This window comes from Gynuella sunshinyii YC6258, from assembly GCF_000940805.1.
Lineage (GTDB): Bacteria > Pseudomonadota > Gammaproteobacteria > Pseudomonadales > Natronospirillaceae > Gynuella > Gynuella sunshinyii.
The window spans coordinates 6,131,731-6,153,331 of the sequence record NZ_CP007142.1 but is presented as its reverse complement, the minus strand read 5'-3'; the positions used below and the strand labels follow the sequence as shown (position 1 = coordinate 6,153,331).

19 protein-coding genes are annotated in these 21,601 nt (G+C 50.9%); 14 read left to right on the top strand and 5 right to left on the bottom strand.

Going from position 1 to position 21,601, the window contains the following annotated elements:
- Position 1: 1 nt before the first annotated feature.
- From YC6258_RS25420 to hpaD, 7 genes are all read left to right on the top strand, one after another.
- Positions 2–811 carry an aldolase/citrate lyase family protein gene (locus YC6258_RS25420; protein ID WP_044619357.1) on the top strand — a complete coding sequence of 270 codons (810 nt, stop codon included), beginning with the start codon at positions 2–4 and terminating at the stop codon, positions 809–811.
- A complete protein-coding gene (gene hpaA, locus YC6258_RS25415; RefSeq protein ID WP_245626989.1) occupies positions 798–1,757 on the top strand; it encodes a 4-hydroxyphenylacetate catabolism regulatory protein HpaA in 960 nt (319 codons plus the stop codon). Before YC6258_RS25420 ends, hpaA begins: the two co-directional genes overlap by 14 nt.
- Positions 1,754–2,512: a Bcr/CflA family efflux MFS transporter gene (locus tag YC6258_RS30025; protein ID WP_169749029.1), complete on the top strand. Its 759-nt coding sequence runs from the start codon at positions 1,754–1,756 to the stop codon at positions 2,510–2,512. Before hpaA ends, YC6258_RS30025 begins: the two co-directional genes overlap by 4 nt.
- A 90-nt stretch (positions 2,513–2,602) precedes the next feature.
- Positions 2,603–2,974, top strand: coding sequence for an MFS transporter (locus YC6258_RS30020; protein ID WP_144407746.1), 372 nt, complete (start codon positions 2,603–2,605; stop codon positions 2,972–2,974).
- A gap of 94 nt (positions 2,975–3,068) precedes the next feature.
- Complete coding sequence (locus YC6258_RS25405; RefSeq protein ID WP_044619356.1) at positions 3,069–4,235, top strand: p-hydroxyphenylacetate 3-hydroxylase oxygenase component; 1,167 nt, start codon at positions 3,069–3,071, stop codon at positions 4,233–4,235.
- A gap of 49 nt (positions 4,236–4,284) precedes the next feature.
- The gene (locus YC6258_RS25400) at positions 4,285–5,232 is read left to right on the top strand and encodes a p-hydroxyphenylacetate 3-hydroxylase reductase component (protein WP_044619355.1); all 948 of its coding nucleotides are present in this window, start codon (positions 4,285–4,287) and stop codon (positions 5,230–5,232) included.
- Positions 5,233–5,243: 11 nt separating this feature from the next.
- Positions 5,244–6,170, top strand: coding sequence for a 3,4-dihydroxyphenylacetate 2,3-dioxygenase (hpaD, locus tag YC6258_RS25395; RefSeq protein ID WP_044619354.1), 927 nt, complete (start codon positions 5,244–5,246; stop codon positions 6,168–6,170).
- Positions 6,171–6,261: 91 nt separating this feature from the next.
- Here the strand turns inward: hpaD and YC6258_RS25390 are convergent, their stop codons facing one another.
- Positions 6,262–6,615 carry a cupin domain-containing protein gene (locus YC6258_RS25390; protein WP_044619353.1) on the bottom strand — a complete coding sequence of 118 codons (354 nt, stop codon included), beginning with the start codon at positions 6,613–6,615 and terminating at the stop codon, positions 6,262–6,264.
- 24 nt (positions 6,616–6,639) lie between these two features.
- Positions 6,640–7,962, bottom strand: coding sequence for an NAD(P)/FAD-dependent oxidoreductase (locus tag YC6258_RS25385; protein WP_044619352.1), 1,323 nt, complete (start codon positions 7,960–7,962; stop codon positions 6,640–6,642).
- A 374-nt stretch (positions 7,963–8,336) separates the two neighbouring features.
- Between YC6258_RS25385 and YC6258_RS25380 the strand changes: the two genes are divergently transcribed.
- The 5 genes from YC6258_RS25380 to YC6258_RS29315 all read left to right on the top strand — a co-directional run bounded on the left by YC6258_RS25380 (position 8,337) and on the right by YC6258_RS29315 (position 13,123).
- Positions 8,337–9,293: a tripartite tricarboxylate transporter substrate binding protein gene (locus tag YC6258_RS25380; RefSeq protein ID WP_052830578.1), complete on the top strand. Its 957-nt coding sequence runs from the start codon at positions 8,337–8,339 to the stop codon at positions 9,291–9,293.
- Between the two features lie 133 nt (positions 9,294–9,426).
- Positions 9,427–9,945, top strand: coding sequence for a universal stress protein (locus tag YC6258_RS25375; RefSeq protein WP_052830577.1), 519 nt, complete (start codon positions 9,427–9,429; stop codon positions 9,943–9,945).
- The gene (locus YC6258_RS25370; protein ID WP_044619351.1) at positions 9,938–10,465 is read left to right on the top strand and encodes a hypothetical protein; all 528 of its coding nucleotides are present in this window, start codon (positions 9,938–9,940) and stop codon (positions 10,463–10,465) included. The genes YC6258_RS25375 and YC6258_RS25370 overlap by 8 nt, the downstream gene beginning before the upstream one ends.
- A gap of 14 nt (positions 10,466–10,479) precedes the next feature.
- Positions 10,480–11,961 (top strand): tripartite tricarboxylate transporter permease, encoded by a 1,482-nt coding sequence (locus YC6258_RS25365; RefSeq protein ID WP_044619350.1) that lies wholly within the window; start codon positions 10,480–10,482, stop codon positions 11,959–11,961.
- Positions 11,962–12,166: 205 nt separating this feature from the next.
- Positions 12,167–13,123, top strand: coding sequence for a nuclear transport factor 2 family protein (locus tag YC6258_RS29315; RefSeq protein ID WP_082070896.1), 957 nt, complete (start codon positions 12,167–12,169; stop codon positions 13,121–13,123).
- A gap of 50 nt (positions 13,124–13,173) precedes the next feature.
- Here the strand turns inward: YC6258_RS29315 and YC6258_RS25350 are convergent, their stop codons facing one another.
- The 3 genes from YC6258_RS25350 to YC6258_RS25340 form a co-directional block, all read right to left on the bottom strand.
- Complete coding sequence (locus YC6258_RS25350; protein ID WP_044619349.1) at positions 13,174–14,460, bottom strand: cytochrome-c peroxidase; 1,287 nt, start codon at positions 14,458–14,460, stop codon at positions 13,174–13,176.
- A 9-nt stretch (positions 14,461–14,469) separates the two neighbouring features.
- Complete coding sequence (locus YC6258_RS27750; RefSeq protein WP_052830576.1) at positions 14,470–15,369, bottom strand: FixH family protein; 900 nt, start codon at positions 15,367–15,369, stop codon at positions 14,470–14,472.
- A 148-nt stretch (positions 15,370–15,517) separates the two neighbouring features.
- Entirely contained in the window at positions 15,518–17,656 is a 2,139-nt protein-coding gene (locus tag YC6258_RS25340) for a choice-of-anchor B family protein (protein WP_245626988.1), read from the bottom strand.
- Between the two features lie 915 nt (positions 17,657–18,571).
- On the opposite strand from YC6258_RS25340, the gene YC6258_RS25335 reads away from it, so the two are divergent.
- On the top strand, positions 18,572–19,843 hold the full coding sequence (locus YC6258_RS25335; protein WP_044620416.1) for an NRAMP family divalent metal transporter: 1,272 nt from the start codon (positions 18,572–18,574) through the stop codon (positions 19,841–19,843).
- 181 nt (positions 19,844–20,024) lie between these two features.
- Entirely contained in the window at positions 20,025–21,566 is a 1,542-nt protein-coding gene (locus YC6258_RS25330; protein WP_044619348.1) for a hypothetical protein, read from the top strand.
- Positions 21,567–21,601 lie beyond the last annotated feature (35 nt).

The following is a 21,601-nucleotide window of genomic DNA, read 5'->3' as shown; positions in this document are numbered from 1 at the left end:
CATGATAAAAACCCCAAAAAATCCGTTTAAACAGGCTTTGCATGAAGGTCGCCAGCAATATGGTTACTGGCTGGGGCTGTGTAGTCCGTTATCATCAGAACTATGTGGTTATTGTGGTTATGACTGGCTGTTGATCGATGCTGAGCACGCTCCCAATGACCTTCGCTCCATTCATGCACAACTGCTGGCGATTGCCACGACCCCGAGTCACGCAGTGGTGCGTATCGTTGAAGGCCGGACCGCACTGATCAAACAAATGCTGGATCTGGGCGCGCAGACATTGCTGGTTCCCATGGTTGAGACTGCAGAACAGGCCCGGGAGCTGGTACGGGCGGTACATTATCCTCCCGATGGTGTACGTGGGGTAGGAACTGCACTGGCGAGAGCTGCGCGATGGAATCAACTGCCGGACTATTTTGCTGAAGTGGATCAGGAATTGTGTCTGCTGATACAGGTGGAGTCGGTAACGGCACTGGAGCAGCTGGACGACATCCTCAGTGTGGAGGGTGTCGATGGCGTGTTTATCGGACCGGCAGATCTTGCCGCAACCATGGGGCATCTCGGTAACCCGGCACATCCGGACGTTAAACAGGCGGTGGAAACAGCCATTGATAAAATCCGCAAGGCCGGAAAAGCAGCAGGCACACTGGTAACGAGTCCTGCACTGGCACAGCATTATGAACAATGCGGTGCGCAGTTTCTTGCGTTGGGGGTGGATACCCTGGCGCTGGCTGCAGCTGCCAGAAATACCCTGGCGACATATAAATCCAGCCCCTCCGATTTGGCAGGTGACGGCAATGGCGGCTATTGAACCGTTGTCGGGCACCGGTACCAGAATGCCGGCCGCTGTGGCTGCAACATCCGGGCAATGGATTCCCAATATCAATATGGGACAGGATTACGACCACCGTTATCTGCATGCCACGATTCATTACGATGCGTTGCAAAATCTGGCCTTGTTCTTTGGTCGCGATATGCCGGTACATCGGCATGCGCAGTATCTGCAGATTCATTATATCGACAGCGGAGAGATTAACTTTCATATTGATGACCGGCTTTATCAGGTTCAGGGGCCGGCATTGTTTTTTACCCCACCGGCGGTACCGCATTCTTTCCAGACCCAGAAAAGTGCGACCGGACATGTGCTTACCCTTCATCAATCGATACTATGGCAACTGATTAAAAAAGGTCTGCCTCAATCATCCGCAGCAAGCCTGAATCAGGGAATCTGTATCACTGCGCAGGGCCTGGATAGCGAACAGCAAAAGCAGTGGCTGCTGCTGCAACAATTACTGGGCAACGTTGAACATGAATGGCAATCACAGCACTCCGATCAGGGAATGGTGCTGGATAATCTGGTCGGTCTGCTGTTGATACAACTGGCTCGACTGAGTCGTCGGCAGGCGGACAGTGTGACGGTAAACAGCGATGATCTCTGGTTATTCCGACAGTTTACCCGGCAGGTGGAGGTACACCTGTGTGATCACTGGCAATTAACGGAATATGCGCGCGTCATTGGTGTTTCGGAAAGTCGCCTGAATCAGTTGTGTCATCGCATTGCCAGCAGCTCGCCAAAAAAGATTATTCATCAGCGCCTGTTGCAGGAAATCAAACGGATGCTGACGTTTACGACACTGACCGGCAATGAAATCGGTTATCAGCTGGGGTTTGCCGACCCGGCGTATTTTTCCCGTTTTTTTAAAGCTCAGACCGGCATGACACCGCTTGAATTCCGCCGCGGGCAGACCTCAAAGTGACTTCGTCGGCTTCGGTGTCCGGTCGGCGTTCACTTTATCTGGTCCCCTGGCTGGCAGGTTTGCAGGCGTTTGCGCCTTTGACAATCGGTGTATATCTACCGGCGCTGCCAGCCATTACCAGAAGCCTGTCCACTGATGCGGCATCGGTGCAGCTGACGGTCAGTATTTTTCTGTTTGGTCTGTTTATCGGCATGTTGTTATATGGGCCGCTGTCAGACCGCTATGGCCGTCGACCGTTACTGCTGGCGGGTATTGCCGTGTACATCGTGGCATCCTTTGGATGTCTCAGCGCCGGCAGCATTCACAGTCTGCTCGGCTGGCGTTTTGTTCAGGCTCTGGGTGCTGCATCCGCATCGGTACTCGGACGTGTCATTGTGCGTGATCTGTTTCCCCTCAAGCAGTCCGCCAGGGTGTTGTCGCTGATGCACCTGGTGACCATGGTAGCCACTCTGTTGATGCCGTTACTGGCAAGCTACCTGTTGTTATGGGTCAGCTGGCGCTGGTTGTTTTCGGGCTTGATGGTGTTTGCCCTGATCTGGTGGCTGGCGGTACTCAGACTGATTCCGGAAACCCTCCATCGTCGCGCGGATGATGTTGGACTGCTGCGGTTGTTCAGTGCTTACCGGCGTATTCTGAGCCATCCACGGTCGCTGGGTTATGTGTTGTGTATGGCTCTGTGTTTTGCCGGCATGTTTGCTTATCTGACCCTGTCGGCATTTGTGTTTATCGAATATTTTGGCCTGACTCCGCGGTAATATTCCTGGATCTTCACCCTGAATATTGCCGGGGTCATAGCTCTGGTAACGATCAATGCCCGGCTGGTCGTACATAAAGGCATAGCAACCATGTTGTGGTTTGCTGCAACGTTTTGCGCCGTTTCCAGCGTGGTCCTGATCGGCGCTGTTCTATGGCCGGAAAATTCCCTGCCGTTGCTGATTGTAGGGCTGCTTGGTTATATCAGCTGTACCGGCATTATAGGTTCCAACTGTATTGCCAGATTGATGGCCATTTATCCGTCCAATGCCGGAGCCGCCGCTGGTCTGGCGGTCGCTCTGCAGTTTGGTTTGGGGGCCATGGTTAGCGTACTTACTGGTGTGTTGTATGACGGGACTCCACATTATCTTGCCTGGGGAGTGGGCAGCTGTGGTCTGGCGGGGTTTGCTGCGTTGTGGCTGACCAGACTGAGCGGTTCATCCTGCGGTGCGGATAAATGTTGAAAAGTACCATCATTGCCCGTTTTTTTGCATTTCCGGATGAGTGTTTAATCGTCACACTGCTCTCATAACAACAATAATGACAGGAGCGAACACAATGAAGACCATCAATCCTATGTTACAGCGACTGCGCGAAGTACTGCCGCAGATTGCCGCCAATGCCGAAAAGACGGAACAAATACGGCAAATGCCAGAGGAAAATGTGCGGTTGTTGAAATCGGTGCGACTGCATCACGCCTTTTTACCCAAAGCCTACGGCGGACTGGAAATCTCACTGCCGGAATTTACCGATTGTATTGCCGAGCTGGCCGGTGCGTGTTGCAGCACGGCCTGGGCGTTCAGTCTGTTGTGTACCCACAATCATCAGTTGGCAATGTTTTCCAGGCAGTGCCAGGACGAAGTCTGGGGGAACAACCCGGATGCCGTGGCCTGCAGCAGTATTGCGCCGATCGGCCGCTATGAAGAAGCTGATGGAGGCGTGCTGTTTTCCGGTGATATGACCTGGAGCAGCGGCTGTGATCATGCCGATTGGGCGCTGGTTGGTTTTAACCGTGAGGTGGACGGCAATAAAGTGTATTGCTTTGCCGCTATCCCACGACAGGACTATCAGATCGTCGACAACTGGCATTCGATGGCCATGAAAGGCAGCGGTACCAAGACCCTGGAAATCCGTAAGGCATTTGTACCGGAGCATCGAATCTCCGCAGCCAAAGATATGATGGAAGGTCGTTCAAAAGGGTATGGGCTGTATCCGGACAGTGATATCTACACGACGCCGTATCGCCCGTATTTTGCCTCCGGTTTTGCTGCCATGGCTCTGGGTACGGCTGAGCGGATGCTGGAAATATACCGTGAATATAATCAATCCCGGGTTCGTGCCTATACCGGTGCTGCCGTCAAGATCTCCATTCCGGCGCTCACCCGCCTGGCGGAGTCCACCCATCAGGTCAAGGCCGCACGGGCGTTTCTGGAAGCCACCTGGCAGGAACACAAAGAGCATGGTGAACAACGCAAATATCCGGACCCGGAAACACTGATCTACTGGCGTACCAATCAGGCCTATGCCGTGAAGATGTGTAACGAAGCCACCGATCGTCTGTTCAAAGGACTGGGTGGCAGCAACTGGATGCTGGACCGGGAGGCGCAACGGGTCTGGCGCGATAATCATATGACAGCAGCGCATGCCTATACCGACTATGACGTTTGTGCGCAGATTCTCGGGCGCGGACTGATGGGACTGGAACCTGATCCCGGACTGCTGTAATGACCGCAACCGCCATGGATCATAAGAAACGACTGAAGTGGGTATCAATATGAGTCAGCAAAACACTTTTGACAATCTGGCATTTCGTCGCGCTTTGGGTAATTTTGCCACCGGTATTACGGTCGTGACCGCGACCTCTGCCAGTACCGGCCAGCGGGTGGGAGTGACCGCCAACAGTTTTAATTCTGTTTCTCTGGAACCGCCTTTGATTCTCTGGAGTATTGACAAAAAGTCCTCCAGTTTTCCGGTATTTGAGCAGGCCAGTCATTTTGCCGTGAATATTCTCGCCGCCGATCAGATGCCATTATCCAATCATTTTGCCAAACGTTCGGAAGATAAATTTGCGGATGTCGGGTTCACCGAAGGACCTGGTCGGGCACCGATACTGCCGGATTGTGCGGCGGTATTTTTATGTGAACGTCACGCTTGTCTGGAAGGTGGGGATCACTGGATTCTGATTGGTCGTGTGGTGGGTTTTGAGGATAGCGGCAGGGCTCCTCTGCTGTATCACCAGGGAAGTTATTCGCTGGTGATGCCGTTTGCCCGCAAGAATGGGGAAATGGCCGGTCAGCCTCTGGGAGACGATCATGAACATCCGCTGCAGCATTATCTGTATTACCTGATGCTACAGGCCACCCGCAGTTATCAGCAGCATTATCAACCCCGACAACTGGCCACCGGGTTGCGCACCGCAGAAGCGCGGATTTTATTATCTCTGGCTTCGGGGCGGCGCTTGAATCATGAACTCCTGGCCGCGGAAGTGAATATGCCGGAACAGGATATGCAAAGCGCATTTGAGCTGTTGCAGGCCAAGTCATTTATCCAGTGTCAGGATGGACAGTTTGAGCTACAGCCGGCAGGAGCGGATATGGCCGAAACCCTCTGGCAGATCGCAGTGGAAGAACAGCAGCAGCGTTTCAGTCAGTTTTCAACGTCGGAAATAGCCACCTTCAAGAAAGTGCTGCTGGCATTGATCCAAAACCAAACATCTGTTTAACGGAGTCAGTTATGGGAACTGTTGCATTTGCCGCCAAAATCACCCATGTACCATCCATGTATCTGTCTGAGCTGGATGGCCCGAACAAGGGTTGTCGTCAGGCCGCCATCGATGGTCATCGTGAAATCAGCCGACGTTGCCGGGAACTCGGTGTCGACACCATCGTGGTCTTTGATACCCACTGGCTGGTCAACTCTGGTTATCATATTAACTGCAGGGCGCATTCCAGTGGTACGTACACCAGTAATGAGTTGCCCCATTTTATCAACAATATGCCGTTTTCGGTGCCGGGAAATCCGCAATTGGGGGAGATTCTGGCGGCTGAGTGCTGTGCTCAGGGAGTGCAGACCATGGCACATGTGGATACTACGCTTGATCCGGAATATGGCACCCTGGTCCCGATGCGCTATATGAATGCTGATCAGCATTTCAAGGCTATTTCGGTATCTGCGCTGTGTACTGTGCATTATCTGAATGACAGCGCCCGATTGGGCTGGGCCATGCGTCAGGCGGTGGAAAAACACTACCAGGGGACGGTCGCATTTCTGGCCAGTGGCTCTCTGTCTCATCGTTTTGCCCAGAATGGTACTGCACCGGATTTTCTCAACCGGGTCTGGAGTCCATTCCTGGAAAGCCTTGACCATCAGGTGGTGGAAATGTGGAAAAAAGGCGATTGGAAAACGTTCTGCGAAATGTTGCCGGAATACGCTGCCAAAGGACACGGAGAAGGGTTTATGCACGATACTGCGATGTTGCTCGGAGCACTGGGCTGGTCTGACTATGATCAGCCGGCGGAGATTGTCACACCATATTTTGGCAGTTCCGGAACCGGTCAGATCAATGCGGTATTTCCGGTATCACCACAAACCGGGCAGGCCGTTCCCGAACCGCAGGCCAGTGTGATGGCGCCAGGTCGTTATGGTGACAGCCGGTTGTAACTCCCGGTGCTGTACGATCAGATATTTTTGAAAACCGGAGATGGCAATAAAACATATCAGGAAGATATGTTTTATTGCCGGCCTGATTACATCAGGCAACCGCCAGGTAATGTTTGACAAAACGTTCTGTGTCGACGGTCCACTCACATTCGGTTCCTTTTTCGACGAACCAGCTGTCGCCGACAGAGTAGCTGTTCTGTTCGCCGGTGCTCAGGTTTTTAATGGTCACCTGACCCTCGACGATGACCGCATGCTCATTGAATGGATACGTCATTTTGAATTTGCCACGAGTGCTGCCGAAGTAAGCCGAACTGACGGCTTCGGTGGGAGCACCGAACGTCATGGCACCAAAAATGTTGCAGTCTCCTTCCAGAATTTCAGCGCCAAGGTCAGAAACGACACCCCATGGCTGTAGTTCGACATTACTTAAGTCTGTTTTGATCACGTTGTTCTCCTGTTGAATTGAAGTTTAGCGTCGGCCACTCAAGTAGCCGTTGAGCTGATGCCAGCATTTACCGCCGGTCAGTAGAAGTGCCCGTAACTGATCTTTGGCGACAATATCTGCGTGACTGATACTGCTGATCAGTTGGTAACGGTCAGAGCCTCCGAGTATGCCTTCGGCCAGGACCTTGCAGATAATCTGGCTGGGAGTAACGCCGAAGCCGGCGTAGCCCTGGACGTAAAACACATTATTGTGGTTATCCAGTGAACCAATCTGTGGAAACAGATTGACCCCGCAGGCCATGGGACCACCCCAGGCCATATCGATTTTGACATTGGCGAGATAAGGGAAAATTCGCAACATCAGATTGCGGTTCCAGGCGAAAAGGTCTTTAGGCAGGTATTCCACCAGGTGTGTGGCACCACCAAACAGTAAACGGTTTTCATTGGTGACACGGTAATAATCGATGACCGGACGGATATCGCTGTAGGCACCGCGAATCGGACTGATGCGATGGATCAGTTCATCTGACAACGGTTCGGTGGCAATCTGAAAGGCCAGCGTGTTAATGGTTTTCTTATGCAGCCTGGGTTCCAGACCTTTCAGAAAAGCGTTGCAGGCCCACAGCATTTTTTCGGCTTTGACGCTGCCCATGGCGGTTCGCACGGTAACTCTGGGGCCATATTCGACTTCCAGCACCTCAGTGTTTTCGAAGATCTGTACCCCGTATTCGCTGGTCAGTGCGTTGGCTTCGCCGAGCAGCAGATTCAGTGAATGCACATGTCCGCCCCCCATATGCTTAAGCACCGCGCAGTAAGCGTCTGTTCCCACTACGTCCTGAATGGCTGAGCCGGTGACCAGTTCTATTTCGGTGTCCGGCTCCAGCGTCTGAAATTCCTTTTGCCACTCCTGCAAAACTTTCTGCTGACGTTTATTGAACGCGGTGTAGCCGTAACCATTCCGAAAATCGGCATCGATGTTGTAGCGTTTGACCCGTTCCTTGATGATTTGCTGGCCCTGGTTGGAAATTTCAAAAATAGCCTGCAGACCCTCCTCACCTACATCCTTTTTGATCGCATCCATATCGTGACCGATGCCGGCCATAATCTGACCGCCATTACGACCTGTGCCGCCGTAACCGAGATGTCTGGCCTCCAGCACGACAATGTTTTTAACGCCCTGTTCAGCCAGTTCCAGTGCGGTGTTAATACCGGAAAAACCACCGCCGATAATGACCACATCCGCTTCCAGGTCCTGTTTCAGAGCCGGATATCTGAGATCGTATTTTTTGGTGGCGGAGTAGTAATTCAACGAATCCAGGCTGTTGATGTATTTGTTTGGAAAAGACATAAGCGATACCTTTCGGATGATGAGAGAAAAATAAAATCTGAATCGCGTTTTGTTTCTCGCAGACCCATTAATAAGGCAACTATTTTTGCCGGATTTAAGGAATGAAGCACAAACATGCCAAAGCGACGGGTCACACTATTGGCCTGAAATCAGTGCGAACCAGACAGCATGATCAGGTTCATGCAATATATGATTATTGCCTTATATGGTTTAAGAATTACATTCGGATTGCCATATCCCGATAGGGATATTTTGAGTCGATGTTGTTTTTGCTGCTGTAATGAATGGCTACAAATTTATCCCCATGGGGACATGGCAATGGCTGATACGGACTGGTAGCGTTGAAACCACTATTCATCGACAGAGGACGAAACATGAGACGCTTTGCTTTATCCAGGGTACTGGTTTTGGTGCTATCGGTTATAACGTTCCTGGGAGCGGCATCTGCTGTGCAGGCCGGCAAATATCCTAATCGACCGGTTAAGTTTATTGTACCGTGGCCTCCCGGCGACCTGGAGGATGTGCTGACCAGGGCTATTGCCAAAGAAATGTCTGAACAGACCGGTGTTCCGGCCACCGTCGTGAACAAACCGGGTGGTGGTGGTGTACTTGGTGCGACGACGGTTGCGCAGTCCCGTCCGGATGGCAGTGTGATTGGTTCGTTTGTGGTTGATCTGCTGACAACGGCGGTGATGTCCGGTAATTCACCTTATAACGTTGATGATTTTGAACCGGTTGGTATTTTTCTGGATTACCCGTTTGTGATTGCAGCAAAAGCGGATGCTCCTTACAGTAATCTGCAGGAGCTGGCGGAGTATTCCAAATCCCACGACGTCGTTCTCGGACATTTTGGTTATCAGGCATTGCCAACTGCATTGACGTTTAAAGCCGCCGATCAAATGAGCATTAAGTTTGCCTCCGATGCCGCGTTTGATGAACTCAATTGTGCCACTCTGGCCAATGGTGATGCAGACATTATCAATACCACCACGCAACAGATTCTGCCGTGTCTGGAATCGAAAGACGTCAAATTGCTGGTTTCCATTACCCGTGACCGTCTGGTTATCGCATCGGATGTCCCAACCTTGAAAGAGGTCACTGGTATTGAGCAGACATTGTGGAATGGACTGTTTGTGAAAAAAGGAACAGACCAGGCCATTAAAGACAAAATTGCCGCTGTTGCGCATAAGGCATTGCAGAGTGACGATGTCCGTACCCTGCAACAGAATACCGGTGCCGGTGTTTACTGGGCCGATGCGGATGCCGCGGCAAAGACTATTGCTGCCGACTACAGCAATGCTGAAAAACTGTTGTCCTATATGAACCGCTGAGCGGGGATAATCTTCACCGGCGGCTGATCCTGACGGTGAACACGGTTGCCATCATCATGCTGATGATGGTAACAACCTGAGCCTGAAATGGTTCTCGTGCCAATCCTGAAAACAATCCGCCGGGAAGAGCCGTATGAGTCAACCTGTCCTCTATGCCACTGATCTTGAAAACGGTAGTGATGTGGTGTTCAGAATCGCCCTGCAGCAGGCTATGTTAAGTGATGCCCGTATCTACTTTTTGCATGTGTTTGAGGAAACCTTTCGCAAGGATGAAGATGCGTTTGGGGGTGGCTATCAAATCAAATCCGCACAACAAAAACATATAGACGCCCTGCTGCTGGAGTTACAGGAGCTGATGCAGCAACGCATACAGCATATTCTCGAACATGAGCTTAAAGATCAGCCATTTGACCAGGAGCGGATTGAAGTGCTGGTCAGCTTTGGCTCGGCCAGTCAGAAAATCGTTGAAGTGGCTAAAAATAAGGATGTCAGCATGATCATCATGGGGGATCGCCGGGTGAATGCATTATCGCGTTTCTTTCTTGGTTCCACGGCACAGCGGGTTATTCATAATGCCGGTGTACCGGTATTGATCGTGCCAATATCAAAAAAACTCAGCAAACATCAACAGAAGGCGATGAAGGATGAGTGACAGCAAGCGTTCCGGACTGATATTTCTGTTTGTACTGCTGATCGCTGCCGGGTTGATTGTGTCATATCCAGAACAGACGGTGGCGGTGAATACCAGCCGTGGCTGGTTTACCCGGCCACAAGTGGCTCCGTTATTCGGACTTTCCATTCTCTTGCTGTTTTCTTTTCTGCAGTTTGTGCTGACGCTTAAGGATTCCATGCGTCTGAAACTGTTCTCCATTGATACCTTGATCAACACCATTGGCGAATACAAAGGTGTGTTGTTGATGGCCTGTTTGTTTCTGTTGTATATCGCCAGTATTGAGTATCTTGGTTTTTTTCTGTCGACGCTGCTGTTTGTGCATACCCTGTTGTGGCTGTCCCGGTTGTTGAACCGGTTCTGGTCGGTGGCTGCGTGGTTGACGGTGATTGCGGTGGTGTTGATATTCCGGGTTGGGGTAAATATCTGGTTTCCGGATGTGGCGCTGTACGAATTACTGTTTGACGGCAAAGTGCTGTGGTTCATGAATAGCTATCTGTGATAAGAGACTGAAGAATGGACGTTGTACTTCTGGGGTTAAATGAGGTTTTCAGTAACGGTGTTATTTTTGCCGTTATCATGGGTGCGATTATTGGTGTCAGTATCGGTTCGATTCCGGGGTTGGAGCCTGCTGGAGTGATGGCCATTCTGCTGCCATTGACGTTTACCATGGAGCCGTTGTTTGGCGTGACATTGTTATTGGGTGTCTATGGTGGCGCCTGGTACGGCGGTGCTATTCCGGCCATTCTGATGAATACACCGGGGACGCCGGTTGCGGTGCTCACGACTTATGATGGTTATCCGATGGCCAAAAAAGGCCAGGGTAAGAAGGCGTTGTCCATCGCTTATACCTCATCATTTTTCGGTGGTATTGTCAGTGTTCTGTCACTGGTTTTTTTTGCACCGGTGTTATCGCAGGTGGCGACACTGTTTGGCAGTGCGGAATTCGCCATGCTGGCGTTACTGGGCATGGTGTTTGTAGTACTGGCACACAACCACTATGCCATAGAAGCTGCGGCGATGATCGGGCTGGGTATTTTTCTGGGCTCTATCGGCATTGACCGCTCCTATAACACTCAGGTGTACACCTTTGGCCAGGAGTGGTTGCTGGCGGGGGTTCCACTGGTGCCGGCGGTTATCGGTCTGTTTGCCATGTCCCAGGCCTACATTCTGTTATCCGCCAAAAGCGGCGATGCGTTTAATACCAGGATTGAAGGTTCCGGCTGGTTTGAAGGTTTTGCTGTGTTACTGCGCAATAAGGTCATTGCCATCCGTTCGGCACTACTGGGTGTCATCATGGGATTGTTGCCGGGTGTGGGTGAGTTCGGATCACAGTTTTTCTCTTATACCCTGGCGCAGAAGTTTTCCAAAAATCCGGAGCAATACGGTAATGGTGCCGAAGGCGGTATCGTTGCCTCAGAAACCTCCAACAATGCCGTTACCGCGTCGGTGCTGATTCCATTGCTGGCGTTCGGGATTCCTGCCGACGCGCTTATGGCCATGCTGCTGTCGGTATTCATGGTACATAACTATATTCCGGGTCCGCGTCTGTTTGGCGAACATCCTGAATTTATCTCCGGTTTGTATGTGTCGCTGTTTGTGATGAATATTTTTATCTTTCTGTATCTGACCGTGGCGACCAAATACATCGTTAATATTACCCGGGTCCGCGGACGTTTTATCGGCAGCTTTATTTTTGTACTCGGGTTCCTCGGTGCGTACAGTCAGAATTATCAGATTTCGGATGCCTTCATCGCGTTGTTTTTCTCGCTGCTCGGATACATCATGAAACGGGCCAATATTCCAGCGGTACCGATTATTCTCGGTCTGGTGCTGGGACCGGTTTTTCTGAACCGCATGCGTCAGGCACTGGGTGTGTCCAATGGTGATTTTTCCATTTTCGTTGATCGTCCCATCAGTCTGATCTTATTGTCTATCACGGTTCTGTCTATTGTGATCTTTGTCGGTAGTCGGCTCAAAAACCTCCGTCACGGCTGATCGGCTGCGGTACTTTCATCGTTCTTCATCGTCCGTTGCCGACCGGCCCTGTCATTTTTTACGGCGGCTTCTGTTGTCTCTGTTAAAACCTTTCCAGGGTTAAAGTCTGCTGTGTGCAGGCCATGGATCGATTGTCATAGTATAAAATATATAGTATATGATTTTTTTATATTTAATGATGCAATGACGGAGAGGAAAACAAATAATGAGATTGAAGATTGCTTATTTGCTGGCAGGTTGCACGGTCACATTGTTGGCTGCCTGTGCGCCGATAAAAGCTCACAAGGTGGAACAGGCCGCACCACAACCGGCGGTGGCGGTGACTGCCAATCCTGATCATGAGTCCATGCTGAGCAGCACAAATCCCCAGCTGGCGGCCAACAAACGATTGGTTTACGACATGTGGCGGACGCTATTGGATGCACACGATGTGGAAGCCGGTAAAAAATATCTTGCCCCTGGCTATATTCAACACAACCCCAACATCGATACCGGCCGTGATGCCATTCTGGCGGCAATCGGTTCGTTCGGTGCTGCCCGGCCAATACCTGATCGTATTCAGAAGGATCTGGTTGCCATTGTGGCTGAAAAAGATCTGGTGGTGCTGGTATTTGTGGCTGAACACGACGAACCGCGTGCGTATACCACCACCTGGTTTGATATGTTCCGGGTGAATAATGGTGTGATCACTGAGCATTGGGATAACGGTACGCTTGCACCGGGCAGCGTTGCCGGTCGTTATGCTCCCGTGGTGGAAAATCCCGATCAGCAGGCGGTGCTCAGCAGTCACGATAGCAAACTGGCGGCCAACAAACGCCGGGTATATGACATGTGGAGAGTGCTGTTGGATGCCCAGCAAGTTGAAGAGGCTCCAAAGTATCTGGCCAAAGACTATATTCAGCACAATCCTCTGGCCAACACCGGACTCTCCGGATTTATGGATTTTTTCCGTCAATTTGCCCAGCCAAAGGCGGTTCAGCCGACTCTGAATGGATTTGTGAATATGGTGGCAGAGGGTGATCTGGTGGTGCTGGCGACCGTGGCCAACGACAAAGACAGCAACGGCCGTCCTTACACCACGACGTGGTTTGATATGTTCCGGGTGAAAGGTGACAAAATGGTAGAACACTGGGACACCGCCACCATACCGGTTTCACAATAACCCAGGAGTTTATCGGCAGCTGTTTCGGATGTGCAGCTGCCGGACTTGGATCAGGGCGTGTTCCACCAGGGACTGTCCTGAGGTATCGGTGATGTGAGGGTATCCAGGAATGCGATCAGTTGCTGTTGTTCCTGCTCGGTCAGGTTCAGCGGCAGAATATCGAAGTGTGGCCGGCTCGGATGCTGTCGGCGATCATAAAACGGCGGTACCGGTTTGTTGTAGTGGCTGACAATCTCCTGCAAAGAACTGAACTGACCGGACTGCATATACGGTGCGGTTCGGGTCACATTGCGCAGACTGGGCGTTTTGAAAGCACCGACCAGCTCTGGTCCCTGTTGCTTCAGAAAGCGCATCTCTTCACATTGTTCTGTGGCTGCATCGCTGTAAGGTGACAGACAGGTAAACTCACTGTTTTGCAAAGTAATAACGCCTTCATAACGCCCCAAATCCACATAATTTTGGTCCGGTTCCGGAGCGCCAATGTTATGGAACTCGAAGTTTGAAAACATGGGCCCGTTATGACAACTGGCACAGTTCGCCTTACCCATAAACAGCCGCATGCCGGCTACCTCCTGAATAGTCATCAGTGCCTGTAACTGAGACGGCTCCGCCTGTTTGCGGAGCGCTTCAACAAAGCGGTCAAAGCGAGCCGGTGGCAATGTCAGTCTGCGTTCGTAGGCCATGATCACCTTGCCGAGATTGGCAAAGATCTGATTGACAGCCGTGCGCTCAGCATCGGACAGCGATTGCCAGTTGTCCGCGTGTGCTCCGGGGTGCAGTGGGCTTGCCGGTATCGTTAGCCTGCGTACAACGTCGACTGCTCCGGCATTGTTGAACAATGTCTGATATTCGGAGCTGTAAGTGGAAATGAAATAACGGGCGGCACTGGTACGATCCAAACCCTGTTCATGAAGATCTTCCAGTGGTCCCAGTGCCTGGACCCACAGACTGTCGGCGCGACCATCCCAGAATTGCCAGGGGCTGTATAGCGCACCAGGAATGGATGGGGCGTTGCGGCGAGTGGTACCCAATGCCACTGATTTCGCCAGACCGTCGGTGAAATGTAGTTTTGGCTGATGGCAGGTGGCGCAGGAAACTTCACCATTGGCACTCAGCTGGCGATCAAAAAACAATTGATGACCCAGTTGGGCTGCACGTTCATCATCCGCCACTTTGTTGTCCGGTGTGTCTGGCAACCGGTAAGCGTCACTGAGCATGAATCCTGACAGAAAGGAAATATCTGCATCGGTAAACAGGTAAGGATCAGATGCGCCATGGGCCCGGCTTATCAGGAGTACAAGGGCGAATAACAAATTGCCGCATTGTTTGGTTATCATGCTGTCCTCTCAGAGTGCCAGATTGAACGTCAAGGTGTCCTGTTTGTCCGCATGCTGAACGTCGAACTGCATCACCCACCAGCCGGTCATTTGAAATTTGATGCCTTCCACTCGGTATTCTCCGGGTGAAAGTTCGTCCGTGACCTGAGGTTGTGTGGGCAGACCGTGAACGTGTCCTGGCATATGGCCGGTGATGTTGATACGAGCCTGAGTGACCGGATTTCCCTGATCGTCCGTCAGCCATAATGTCCATTGGTGAATGGTATTGAGAGGGATACCCTGCCCATCAAGTGGCTCGATATGGGCAAAATAATGCAGTTGTCGGGATGCCTGAAAGGTGGATATATCCAGATCTTCCGGTGCCTGTTGTCCACCCATTGCCGGCATTGCCATGGTCATGTCTTCAGGTTGTTGGATGTCCGGTCCGCTATCCATGCGATTTAACATGGTCGGGTGGACGGAGCGTACCTGGGTGTTATGGGCCATGACCGGTTGCGGGTCTGATCGTAAATGCATGGTATTTGTGAGACGGATGCGGTCGGGCCAGACCTGTAGAAAACCGTCTTTCAATAGCGCTTTGCCCTGTGTTTTTAAATCGGCGCTGTGCTGGCGCAGACGACTGCCAAGCTGCTGCAGTTGTTGGCGCTGATCGTTCAGGACATCCGCGATCTGAACCAGGCGCGGTTCCTGTTCAGTGCCGGCAAAATTCCGTTGATCAGCTCTGAGTGTTTTGATCTGTTGCATCAGTTGATTGGCATTGCCGAACACCGACACACTGTCCGTCTCCAACGTTTCGGCCTGTTTTAATAACCCGCTGGCCTGCTGCAAAAGTATCGTATCTGCCTGACTGAACAGTGAGCAGAGACATACTGCGCAGCCTTGCAGGATTCGGGTGAGATTAACCGGCATTCGCCAACTCCTTACGATGGTAATGGTCTGATGGAATATCTACGGGATAGGTGTTTGTCATGTTGTCTTTAATAATTTAGTTGATGCGATACAGGGTCAGAGTCTGCGCACAGACTCTGACTCAGATAACTGCTGTCAGCAGTATTGGCTAGAACTGCAGGCTCCACCTGTTCAAGGTTCCGCTGTCCTGACGAGCCAGGTCCCGGACTCTGAGTTGCCATTCTCCGGTAACCGTCGTTCCAGTCAGCGTTACGGAGTAACTTTGTTGCAGGTTATCCGCTGAGCCGCCGGTACGATTGTGAAGGTTATAGGAGTTACCCTGTGGGTCGACCAGATCGACTATCAGATCACCGATATAGGTATGGGTAACGTCCACCGTAACAGACACTGTCGTGGCACCGGTGTTTCCCGTGACAGTCAGGGCACTGTAGATACCAGTGTTGTTATTGTCCGGTATTGAAACTGCGGTCACATTCTCAAAAAAGGTCGTATCACTGGAACCACCGTCACCGTCGCCGCTACTGATGCTGACGGTGTAGTCTTCCACTTCTCCATAGTCGAAAGTGCCACAGGGATCAGGTGCTCCATTGTATTTCATGCTCACGCGCAGACGGGTGGTGATAGCGGTGGTATCGACTGGAATGCTGAGAGAGCCAGTGACGGTAGTGGTGGAGGTTGCGGCAGAACTGAACACCTCTTCGCCGGTATCGTTGAAATCACCGTCGCCATTCAGATCAATCCAGATCTTCCAGAATTCACCATAGCTGCTGCCGGAAAATGCCGGAACCAGTGACACGGAGGATTCGCCGGTTGTCAGGTTGATGGTCTGGCTGGTGAAGTCGCTGTAGCTATCCGCGCCAGAACTGTTACTGAAACCGCCAATATCTACCTGGCTGATCCACTCATAGCTGGCATCATTGCCTGAGGCACTGCAGTAAGCGATTGGGTCAGGATCGGGATCTGAACCGGCGATGGCATCCCAGTCTGGTTTTACCGTGAACAGACCATTGCCGATATCACTGGTGATGATGTTGCCACTGGCGAAATAAATATAGTTGCTCCAGGTTCCGGAGAATTGAGCGGAGTTGGAAGCGGGGATCGTGTCAAAGTATCCCACCTGGCGAAGATTGCCGTTGGTGATATCCGCCGCATCCAGAATGCGCAAACCGGCACGGTAATTGGACTCAAAGATATATCCGTTCAGGGTATACAGGTTGTGATCAATGGCTGCCGTCGGACCGGCATAGCGCCCAAGTTCGACCGGGCGGTCGAGATTACTGACATCATAGATATAGGATGTGGTGTTGTGGCCATTGTACTGCTCATCCAGTTCGTCATTCATGATCAGAATGGCGTGGTTATCGTCCGCGAACCAACCCTGGTGGGTATATTGCGAGCCAGCGTAGGTGGTGCGGGAAATCTGGTACGGATTGGACTTTGAGGTCACGTCAACGATTGTGATGGTATCCTCGTTGTAGCCGACACAGATTTCCTTTCCGGTATAGTCTGTGTCCGGTCCGTTGTAGATGACACATTGTGCATCGTGAGTGTAACCATCACTGGAAAAGCAGCCGGAATAAGTTGGATTGAGAGGGTCGGAAATATCCACCATATAAAGCCCGCCGCTACATTGGTTACTGCCGACAATGTAGGCGTAGCTGGTAGCCTCGTTGATGACAATGTTATGGGCAATACCAAATCCGTCCATATGAGCGGTTTCACTCAATGTGCTGCCCGGTGTTACATTGCGCAGAGTCGATAAGTCGAATACCTGTAGACCGTGTGTGCGGTTCCCGCTGCCATCGGCCACAATAAAGGCATAGTGGTCATAGGTTTTAATATCCCGCCAGGAGTCATTACCGTTGTTATGAGATGGCAGAAACCCCAGAAACACAGGATTGTTGCCATCGGTGACATCCACGAATGAAGTACCGTTGGTACGACCCACAATGGCAATTTCGGCACCGGTCTGCGGATCCGTGTAACCCCAGATATCGCTGAGATTAGCACTGCCACCACCCATATTTGCTTTGGGCACGAATGACAGCAAATCGATATTTTCGCATGGATAGCCATTGGCTGAACCACCGGCACAGGTGGCGCTGGTAGAGTTGGCAGAGAATGAGTCTGTTGTCAGCAGTCTGTCCATGGCGGGGTTTCCACCGCCGCCATTGGAGTCATCATAGCTGAAGCCGTCTGTGAACATTGCACTGTGCCCCCAAGCCTCTGCCGACAGCCAGAGAACGCTTGTGGCGAACAAGGATGTAATCGTTGATGTTTTCATCATGTATTTAGTATCCCCTGTATCGGGTTGTTGTTATGTCATTGAGCCGCCATCCTCAGAATCAATGCAGGGAAAATACGCGTATTTCGCAGTCTTTTTCTGAACCGTTGGAAAATCTGGCGTGACTGATTAGGTGGTTATGGATGGGAAATCACTGCAAACAGCAATACATACGGGAACGTCTGAGTCACTACTGTGTCGTCAATGCGGCGTTGAAAATCGGCTCCCGGCGAATGTGCCACAGATATTTTTTTGCCTTCTTCTCCGACCTTACTCAGGTATTTCTATATTTTAAGTAGGGTTTTTCCCGGCCCGCTACCATAACCAGGTTGATAACAAAGCAAAGCCTGATCCTCCGGTCAAAGAAAACACCCTGTGTCCGTACTAATTGATGAGCATGCTACCGGTTTTTTGTTTGCGTGATGCCTAAAAATAAGGAAGGTGTCAGTCAATGATTCGTGGAGAGTGCGAAACGAGGCGTGTTTGTTACTCCATTAATTTTTTATGGTTATTTGATACGTATCGAAAACGGCCTGATTGGCACCAGAAATCACCATTAAGATGTCAGAATTTATCACTCTGTGGCCGATGATTGCACAATCGTTGGGCAGAGGTTGACCGGTTCACAAAAATGGAAGCTTACCAATGCCAGGAATATTGATGTAACATTATGATTACAGTTCATGATGGATCTGTATGGTTAGCCTTATTGACTTTATAAACTACAAAAGGAATCTCTGAATCATTACCTGTGTTGCCATGTCAGGTTCAAAATCCGCTCGAATCGGTCGAAGATTTTTACCTTACACCGGCTTTGTCACCGGTATCATTCAGATGCTTCAGCATATTTTCAGTTTGATCCTCAGTATTCATAACCACAATCCCTCTCTATTTTTCGTTAGTAAAAAAGGATACTCCATGGAAAATGCGATTGCGCAGCAGACTTCCGGTACTTCTCGGTTGTCGCGGTTTTTCTCTTCTTTTGGTCCTGGAATCATGATGGCCGCAGCGGCGGTGGGTGGTTCTCATTTGGTGGCTTCTACCAAAGCCGGGGCTATTTATGGATGGCAACTGGTTCTGCTGATTCTGTTGGTCAATCTGTTTAAATATCCGTTTTTCCGTGCCGGTGTTCAGTACACCATGGCTACCGGCAACAGTCTGGTGCGCGGATATGCTGGTATGGGTAAAGCTTATTTATGGTTGTTTGCCGTATTATGTATTTTTTCCGCAGTCATCAATACTGCTGCGCTGGTTTTATTCAGTGCCAGCCTGCTTAGCTACTTTGTGCCGTTTGAGTTGTCCATGATCACTCTGTCGGTGATAGTGGTGGTCACTTGCCTGGTCATTTTATTTGCCGGTCATTACAAGGCGCTGGACGTTCTTGCCAAGGCAATCATGATCGTTCTGACCATAACCACATTGCTGGCAGTAGTGATTGCGTTTGGTAAGGGAGGTGCTACTCCGGTTGTGGTGGAAACTGCTTCACCCTGGACCATTGGTGCTATTGGATTTTTAGTAGTGACCATGGGGTGGATGCCGGCACCGATCGAAATTTCCAGCATCACCTCAGTATGGCTCAAAAGTCAGTGCAGTCAGCAGAAAGTTACACCGCGCTCGGCGCTGTTCGACTTTAATGTCGGCTATGTGGGAACCGCTATTCTGGCAGTCATGTTTCTGGCATTGGGGGCATTGGTGCTGCATGGCACCGGTGTTACATTGGCCGGGTCCGGAATCGGTTTTACTCATCAGCTGGTTGGCTTATATGCCTCGACGATCGGTGAATGGTCCCGTTATCTGATAGCCGTGATTGCTTTTTTCTGTATCTTTGGCAGTACCATAACTGTCTTGGATGGTTATTCCAGAGTGGTTGCGGAGTCGCTGGCATTACTGCAGAAGAAATCAGAATACAGTGAGGCCTCTTACAGTATTTGGGTATTACTGACATCGGTACTGGCATTGGCCATTATCGCCTTCTGGGCATCGGCATTGTTGCCCATGCTGGACTTTGCCATGATCATGGCATTTATGACGACTCCATTCTTTGCACTGCTGAACCATATGCTGGTGGGTCGTACCCGGTTATCCGGCGAACTGGCGGTCAGTTCCGGTCTTAAATGGCTCTCTATTGCCGGGCTGGTTTATCTGTTCGGCTTTTTGCTGGTCTTTATCTGGTGGAAATGGTTAATGTGATTGTCATATTAATTTGATTCATTAATGCCGTTGGTCGGCGATGCCGGCCAACATCACGATGTGAGTCATTCATTGTCAGGTTAAATAAACAGTTTTCGTAAATCCATAAAAGCATCTTTCTTGTCCTTTACAAATCCTATCAGTATGCTAAGCAGCCTTTTTTGGCATTAAGGAAGTGCTTATGCGTACTATCAATCGGTCATTGCCGGCATTATCGCTGGTCGCATTGACCTGTTTCTCCGTATCCCCCGTCCATGCTGCAGAACGTCAGGATTATGATCTTGATGATGATGGCCTGATCGAAATCGAGGATCTGCAGGATCTGAACGAGATTCGTAATAATTACGATACTGTTGGTTTGTTTGAATTATTTCAGGGACATACGCTGTACGGAGTCAGTACTGGCTGTCCTGAATCCGGTTGCCGCGGTTATGAACTGGTGGCGGATCTGGATTTCGATACCAATGGCAATGGCCGCATCGACGCCGGTGATCGGTATTGGAATGAAGGGGCCGGTTGGGAACCGATAGGTGGTTTTTCACCTAAATTCACGGCCGAACTGAATGGAAACGGTCATATCCTCCGGAATCTGTTCATGGTGCGCCCACGCGAGAAATTTGGAGCCCTGATTGGGTATGCCGAAGAAGCCTACATTCATGATCTTAAATTACAGGCTGACATGACGATTGGGCGGGAATCCGGAGCATTACTTGGTTATATCTGGAAAACCCGGGTTGAGAATATTGCCGCACAGGTAACCGTTACTGCGTCTGGTGAAGAAGGTCCTTGTGATCAGGTAGACGATTGCCGATCGGTTGGTGGTCTGATAGGCATCGTTGATGAAGGTTCAGTTGTCTCCGGTGTGTTTATGCAGGCCGATGTGTCTGGAGATACCTGGATTGGTGGTGTCGCTGGTGAGTTAGCCGAAGCAACGATGACCGATGTCGTGGCACGGATGTCCATTCAGGGCGAAACCAGGCTTGGGGCTGTCGTTGGAAACAGTCGCGACAGTCAGTATCAGCGCATAATGGCCGAAGTAAATGGTACTGGAGTTGATCTTGTTGGCGGGGCCGTTGGTCGCTCATCCAACGATACCTTCGAGGATCTGCTGGTGACTGGTGAGCTGAAGGTTAATAGAAAGTACCCCGGATATCAGGAAGCTGGCGGGTTACTTGGATATGCGACTGAAGGTAGCCTGTCTCGCGCCATCTCTCTGGTTAAATTACAGAAAGATGAGGAAAATGAGTTTAGCCTTGGTGCTGTCGTCGGTTACTGCAGTGTTGATCAGAAATACGCTGCTATTTATTGGGCCAGAGATCTGGCGGGCCGTACCGAGGGCTGTGGCTATAAAAGTACTTACGAGGAGCCAGCGCAGCAACATTTCGACCTGGTGGACATACAATGCGCCACCAGCGCCACAAACCGCTGTAATGGTTTGAGTTACGAGGGTTTTGATCAGATCAATAATGCCGAGGGTAAGACTCTATGGCAGTTTGGCAGCAATACCGAAGCGCCGGGAATGTTGTTGCTGGGCAGAACCTGGGCAGACCGCGATGGTGATGGTCATATTGATGACTGGCCAACCTGGCCATCGGAGGGCGAACAGCCTGGGGCGGAAAAACCCGGAACAGATAACCCGGGCAACTCATCAGGGGGTGGCTCTGCGGGCTTGGGCGTATTAGCGCTTGGACTGGTTATGCTGCTCAGACGCAGACAGGGCTGATCTTCAGAGCAGCCTGTCACCGTGGTGACGGGCTG

Excerpts from the sequence above, each read along its gene's own strand:
- YC6258_RS25420 (WP_044619357.1), top strand. The coding sequence starts at position 2 with ATGATAAAAACCCCAAAAAATCCGTTTAAACAGGCTTTGCATGAAGGT.
- hpaA (WP_245626989.1), top strand. The coding sequence starts at position 798 with ATGGCGGCTATTGAACCGTTGTCGGGCACCGGTACCAGAATGCCGGCC.
- YC6258_RS30020 (WP_144407746.1), top strand. The coding sequence starts at position 2,603 with ATGTTGTGGTTTGCTGCAACGTTTTGCGCCGTTTCCAGCGTGGTCCTG.
- YC6258_RS25405 (WP_044619356.1), top strand. The coding sequence starts at position 3,069 with ATGAAGACCATCAATCCTATGTTACAGCGACTGCGCGAAGTACTGCCG.
- YC6258_RS25400 (WP_044619355.1), top strand. The coding sequence starts at position 4,285 with ATGAGTCAGCAAAACACTTTTGACAATCTGGCATTTCGTCGCGCTTTG.
- hpaD (WP_044619354.1), top strand. The coding sequence starts at position 5,244 with ATGGGAACTGTTGCATTTGCCGCCAAAATCACCCATGTACCATCCATG.
- YC6258_RS25385 (WP_044619352.1), bottom strand. The coding sequence starts at position 7,962 with ATGTCTTTTCCAAACAAATACATCAACAGCCTGGATTCGTTGAATTAC.
- YC6258_RS25380 (WP_052830578.1), top strand. The coding sequence starts at position 8,337 with ATGAGACGCTTTGCTTTATCCAGGGTACTGGTTTTGGTGCTATCGGTT.
- YC6258_RS25375 (WP_052830577.1), top strand. The coding sequence starts at position 9,427 with ATGAGTCAACCTGTCCTCTATGCCACTGATCTTGAAAACGGTAGTGAT.
- YC6258_RS25370 (WP_044619351.1), top strand. The coding sequence starts at position 9,938 with ATGAGTGACAGCAAGCGTTCCGGACTGATATTTCTGTTTGTACTGCTG.
- YC6258_RS25365 (WP_044619350.1), top strand. The coding sequence starts at position 10,480 with ATGGACGTTGTACTTCTGGGGTTAAATGAGGTTTTCAGTAACGGTGTT.
- YC6258_RS29315 (WP_082070896.1), top strand. The coding sequence starts at position 12,167 with ATGAGATTGAAGATTGCTTATTTGCTGGCAGGTTGCACGGTCACATTG.
- YC6258_RS25350 (WP_044619349.1), bottom strand. The coding sequence starts at position 14,460 with ATGATAACCAAACAATGCGGCAATTTGTTATTCGCCCTTGTACTCCTG.
- YC6258_RS27750 (WP_052830576.1), bottom strand. The coding sequence starts at position 15,369 with ATGCCGGTTAATCTCACCCGAATCCTGCAAGGCTGCGCAGTATGTCTC.
- YC6258_RS25340 (WP_245626988.1), bottom strand. The coding sequence starts at position 17,656 with ATGATGAAAACATCAACGATTACATCCTTGTTCGCCACAAGCGTTCTC.
- YC6258_RS25335 (WP_044620416.1), top strand. The coding sequence starts at position 18,572 with ATGGAAAATGCGATTGCGCAGCAGACTTCCGGTACTTCTCGGTTGTCG.
- YC6258_RS25330 (WP_044619348.1), top strand. The coding sequence starts at position 20,025 with ATGCGTACTATCAATCGGTCATTGCCGGCATTATCGCTGGTCGCATTG.